The 4,862-nt window shown below is 71.0% G+C and carries 2 protein-coding genes; one reads left to right on the forward strand and one right to left on the reverse strand.

Annotated elements, in window-relative coordinates; genetic code table 11:
* Positions 1–35 precede the first annotated feature (35 nt).
* Positions 36–413 carry a response regulator transcription factor gene (locus ACFW2Y_RS34725; RefSeq protein ID WP_384887408.1) on the reverse strand — a complete coding sequence of 126 codons (378 nt, stop codon included), beginning with the start codon at positions 411–413 and terminating at the stop codon, positions 36–38.
* A 476-nt stretch (positions 414–889) separates the two neighbouring features.
* Between ACFW2Y_RS34725 and ACFW2Y_RS34730 the strand changes: the two genes are divergently transcribed.
* Positions 890–4,862: type I polyketide synthase (locus tag ACFW2Y_RS34730; RefSeq protein WP_384887411.1), on the forward strand; the 3,973-nt coding region annotated here is incomplete at its 3' end.

Here is a 4,862-nt window from a genome sequence, read left to right on the forward strand (position 1 = left end):
CGCCCCGGGGCGAGCCGCCGTTCCGTGTGTGGGAGTCAGGTTGCGGGAGCCATCTCCGTCCCGAGGGCGACGGCCAGTTGGGCACGACGGCTGATCGACAGCTTGCGGTAGATGCGGGTGATGTGTTGCTCCACGGCCCTCGGCGAGACCGTCAGCCGCTCCGCGATCTCCCGGTTGGTCAGCCCCTCCAGCATCATCCGGGAGACCCGCCACTCATGGGCGCTCAGTCGACCGGCCAGTTCGACGCCGGTCCCGGTGCGTGCGTCGTGGGGCCGCACGGACTCTGCTCGCTCCTCCGCGCCGAGCAGATCGTCCATGCCCTGGACCGTGACGCTCAGGGCGAGTCTCTCCTGGGTGTACGGGTCGGCACCGAGCACCCGGTGGACCGCGTCCCGGTCCCTGGCCTTGATCACCAGAACCTCTCGGCTCCCTTCTTCGAAGACGCCTCCGTCAACCAGGACCCCCTGCTGGAAGAGTCTTCGCCAGTACCTCTGGTGGGCCGCCCGCAGCCGGTGTAACCGGCCGTCGTCCAAGAACGCGCGGCTGACAAGGAATCGCACCGATACCGCCTTCTGACGTGTTGTCCGATGTCCGCACGGCGGCCTCTCCGCCGTGGAGCGCAGGCTTTTACATTAAGATGCAAGTTTGCCCTAAGGTTCAACATTAAGTGCTCCAGGTCACACCGGGCAACGAATCAAGCGCTCGAAGCGAGCACGACAACCGGACAGAGTGGCGCGAAACGCGGGGTTGCGGTGACGCAAAAAAGAAGCCCAGAGGGCAATATTGACCTCTGGTGCAGATTTGCATCAGAATCTCTGACGCGAGGCCACGCACGCCCCCCACGGTTCGTTCTCCTGCTCCCCTCTCTTCTCAGATGGGTTCCTGCCGCATGAACGCTCTTGTCCGGAAGTCAACGATCGCCGTGGTGGGCATGGGGTGCCGTTTCCCCCAGGCCTCATCGATCGACCAGTACTGGCGAAACCTCGCCGGGAACGTCGACTCCATCACCCCCGTCCCCCGGGACCGCTTCGACGTCGACGCCTGCTACTCCTCCGTGCCGCGCACCCCGGGCCACACGGTCTCCCGCTTCGGCGGCTTCCTCGACGACCCCTTCACCTTCGACCCCACCTTCTTCGGCATCGCCCCCTCGGAGGCCGCCGTGCTCGACCCGCAACACCGGCTGCTGCTCGCCGTGGCGTGGGAGGCGCTCGAGGACGCCGGCATCGTCCCGTCCTCCCTGGCCGGCAGCCGCACCGGCGTCTTCGTCGGTCAGGCGACCGCCGAGTACTCCCGACGGGACACTCCCGAGACGTACACGCTTCGCGACGTGGCGGGCAGCCACCTGCGCTCCATGGCCACGGGCCGCATCTCCTACGCCCTCGATCTGCGGGGACCGAACTTAGTGGTGGACACGGCGTGTTCCTCGTCCTTAGTGGCCGTGCACGCCGCGTGCCAGAGCCTGCGCGCCGGCGAGTCGGACCTCGCCTTCGCGGGCGGGGCCAATGTCATCCTCTCGCCGATGGACGCGATCGCGTACTCACAGGCCGCCATGCTCTCCCCCGACGGACGCTGCAAGTTCGGAGCCGACGACGCCGACGGCTTCGTCCGCAGCGAAGGCGTCGGCGTCGTCCTGCTCAAGCGGCTCGTCGACGCCGAGCGGGACGGCGACCGCATCCTCGGCGTGCTGCTCGGCAGTTCCGTGGTCAACGACGGCCGGGGCAGCGGGCTCCTGTTCAAACCCGCCGTGTCCGGCCAGGTGGACATGCTCCGCACCGCGTGCCGAGAGGCTGGCATAGAGCCGGCCGACCTGGACTACGTCGAGGCCCACGGCACCGGAACCACCGCCGGCGACAGCGTCGAACTGACCGCCCTCGCCGAGGCCGTACGGGAACGACGCACCGCCGGTAGACCGCTGCGGACCGGCTCCGTGAAGAGCAACATCGGTCACACCGAGGCAGCCGCCGGCTTGGCCGGCCTGATCAAAGCCGTCCTGGTCGTCCGGCACGGACTGATACCCGCCTCCCTGCACGCCAACCCGGCGCACCCGCTGCTCAGCCGCGAGGACGTGCCCGTCGAGGTCGTCACCGCCAATGCCCCCCTCGAGCCGGCCGGCGATCGCGCCCTGGTGGGGGTCAGTTCGTTCGGCCTCTCGGGCACCAACGCCCACGTCGTCGTCGCCGCCCACACCCCCGCGGACACGACACTGCCCACCCGGACCCCGACGGCCGACAGCCGCACCGGCCCCACCGCGGAGCGGACCGCACCCTTCGCCGGGAACGGTGTCCACCTGCTGGTCCTCAGCGCCCGATCACGACACTCGCTGACCGAACTCGCCCTCTCCTACGCGGACTTCCTCGCACCCGATGGAGCCGGCCGGGCCCACTCTCCGGCCGACGTCTGTGCCGCCGCCGCGCTGCGTCGCGAGTCCCACCCGTACCGGCTGTGGGTCACCGGGCACGACCACGACGAACTCGCGGCGGGGCTGCGGGCCCTGGCCGACGGTCGGGAGACGGAGGGGGCGGGCACCGGAGAAGCCGGCTTCGGCTCGACCCCCCGCACCGTCTTCGTGTTCCCCGGTCAGGGATCGCAGTGGGCGGGCATGGGCCGCACCCTGTTGGATTCCTCCCCCGCCTTCCGTCGGACCCTACAGGAGTGCGACGCGGCGGTGCGCGAGGAGACGGGGTGGTCGGTGATCGACGTACTGGCCGCGACGGACGGGGAGTTCCCCACGGACGTCGCGACCGTGCAACCCGTCTTGTGGGCGGTGCAGACCGCGCTTTCGGCCCACTGGCAGGCCATGGGCGTCCGCCCCGACGTCTGCGTCGGCCACAGCATGGGAGAGGTCGCCGCCGCCTGCGCCTCCGGGGCCCTGTCCCTACCCGATGCGGCTGCCGTGATCTGCCGGCGGAGCAGACTCATGTCGGACCTGGCCGATCGGGGCGGCATGCTCGTCACCGAACTGGCGCAGGACGAAGCGGCCGGAGTCATCCGCGCCGAGGGGCGCCGCGTGTGCGTCGCGGCGGAGAACGCACCCGACTCCACGGTGCTCGCCGGCGACCGAGCGGCCCTGCGACGGATCGCCGACGCACTGGAGGAACGCGGCGTCTTCCACCGCGCGGTGCCGGTGAACGTCGCTTCGCACTCGCCTGCGATGGACGCGCTGCGCACGCCCCTGCTGGAGGCCCTGGCGGGTCTCCGGCCCGGCGACTCCCTCGTCCCGATGCACTCCTCGGTCTTCTGCAGCACGGTCGACGGCCCCCGACTAGACGCCACGTACTGGATGGAGAACCTCCGCCGACCGGTCCGCTTCCGGGAGAGCATCCAGCACCTGGCCAAGGAAGCGGACTCCGTCTTCCTCGAAGTCAGTCCCCACCCCGTGCTCACCGCCGCAATGCGGACGACCCTCGATCACGCGGGCGCCACCGCCGGGGTGACCGATTCCACCCGACGGCAGCAGGACGAGCGGACCGCCCTGACCCGGGCGCTCGGACACCACTTCGCGCACGGGGGCGCCGTCGACTGGGAAGGATGGTTCGGCGGCAAGGCACCGCACGTTCCGCTCCCCTCCTACCAGTGGCACGCGCTGCACCTCCGGCGCGACCCCGCCGGCCCCACCACCAAGCCCCCCGCCGGACGCACCAGGGACTTCTCGTTCGACGACCGGGCGACCGGCGTCAGTTCACGGGGCTTCGCACCCGTACCCCCGGTCGTGCACCTCTCCGTCCTGCACGAAGTGGCCCGGTCGGCCCACGGCGACACGGAGGTCGTCGTCACGGACGCGCTGATCGGCGACTCCTGGCCGGAGATACCTGACGGGGGCACCCTGACCCTGCGCGCAGAGGTCACCGCCACGCCCGCCGAGGGAGGGGTGGCGACCGTGTCGGCGCTGCGCGGGGACCCTCCGGCACCGTCCGGCACGCCGTGCCTGACCGCTTCGGTGCGGCCCGCGGTCGAGCCACCGGCCGGGGTGGACCTCGACGGGGCGTTGACCCGCTGCCGCTCCTACTGGTCCGGCGCGGAGTTCCTGCGCCGCATCGCGGAACGCGGGTACGAAGTCGCACCCGCCTTCCGGACGGTGCAGGGGCTGTGGCGGCGCGACGGCGAGGCCGTCGCCCTGCTGCACCGCCCGGCGACACCCCGACACACCGAGTGGGAGGCCTGTCTGCTGCCCCTCCTAGCGGCGCTCCCCGACGGCTCGGGCGCTCACGTCACCTATCGCCCCCAAGAGTTCGGGTACACCCGGCTCCTGTCCGACCTGCCGGAGACCTTCTGGGTGCACGTCTCGTCCTCGGAGACGCCGAAGAGCGCCACCGCGACCGCCGACGTGGTGGTGGCGGCGCCCGACAGCCGGCCCCTGGCCGAGTTCCGTCGCATCACCCTGCGACGGGGGGCGGAGCCGGTGAACGCGTCACCGCTGCCGCCCTCCCCGACGACCGTACTGCTGTCGGACACCACGGCCCTTCTGACCAGGACGGTGAACTCCGGCCGCCGCACCCTCGCCACGTGGCTGTCGGGCCTGCTGACGCCGGACGACAAGGTCACCACCTCACCCATCGAGCCGCCCCGAGCCGCATCCGCGGTGCCGACACCGCGACCGGAACCGACCGTCCTGAACGTGCCGGGCCCTCCACGGCCTTCCGTCCCCGAGCCCGGCGACGAGGCGGGCTCGACGGCCTCGCGGACGCTCGTCCGGAGTGCGGCGCGACTGCTGGGCATGGCGCCCGAGCTCATCGACGAACACCGCCCCTTGCGGGAGTACGGCCTGGACTCCCTGATGGCCCTTCAGCTCCGGAGGGAGCTCAAGGAACACGGCATCGAGATCACGCCGAATCGTCTGGTGGGGGTGGAAAGCCCCGTACAGC

The organism is Streptomyces sp. NPDC058877 (assembly GCF_042742855.1).
GTDB lineage: Bacteria > Actinomycetota > Actinomycetes > Streptomycetales > Streptomycetaceae > Streptomyces.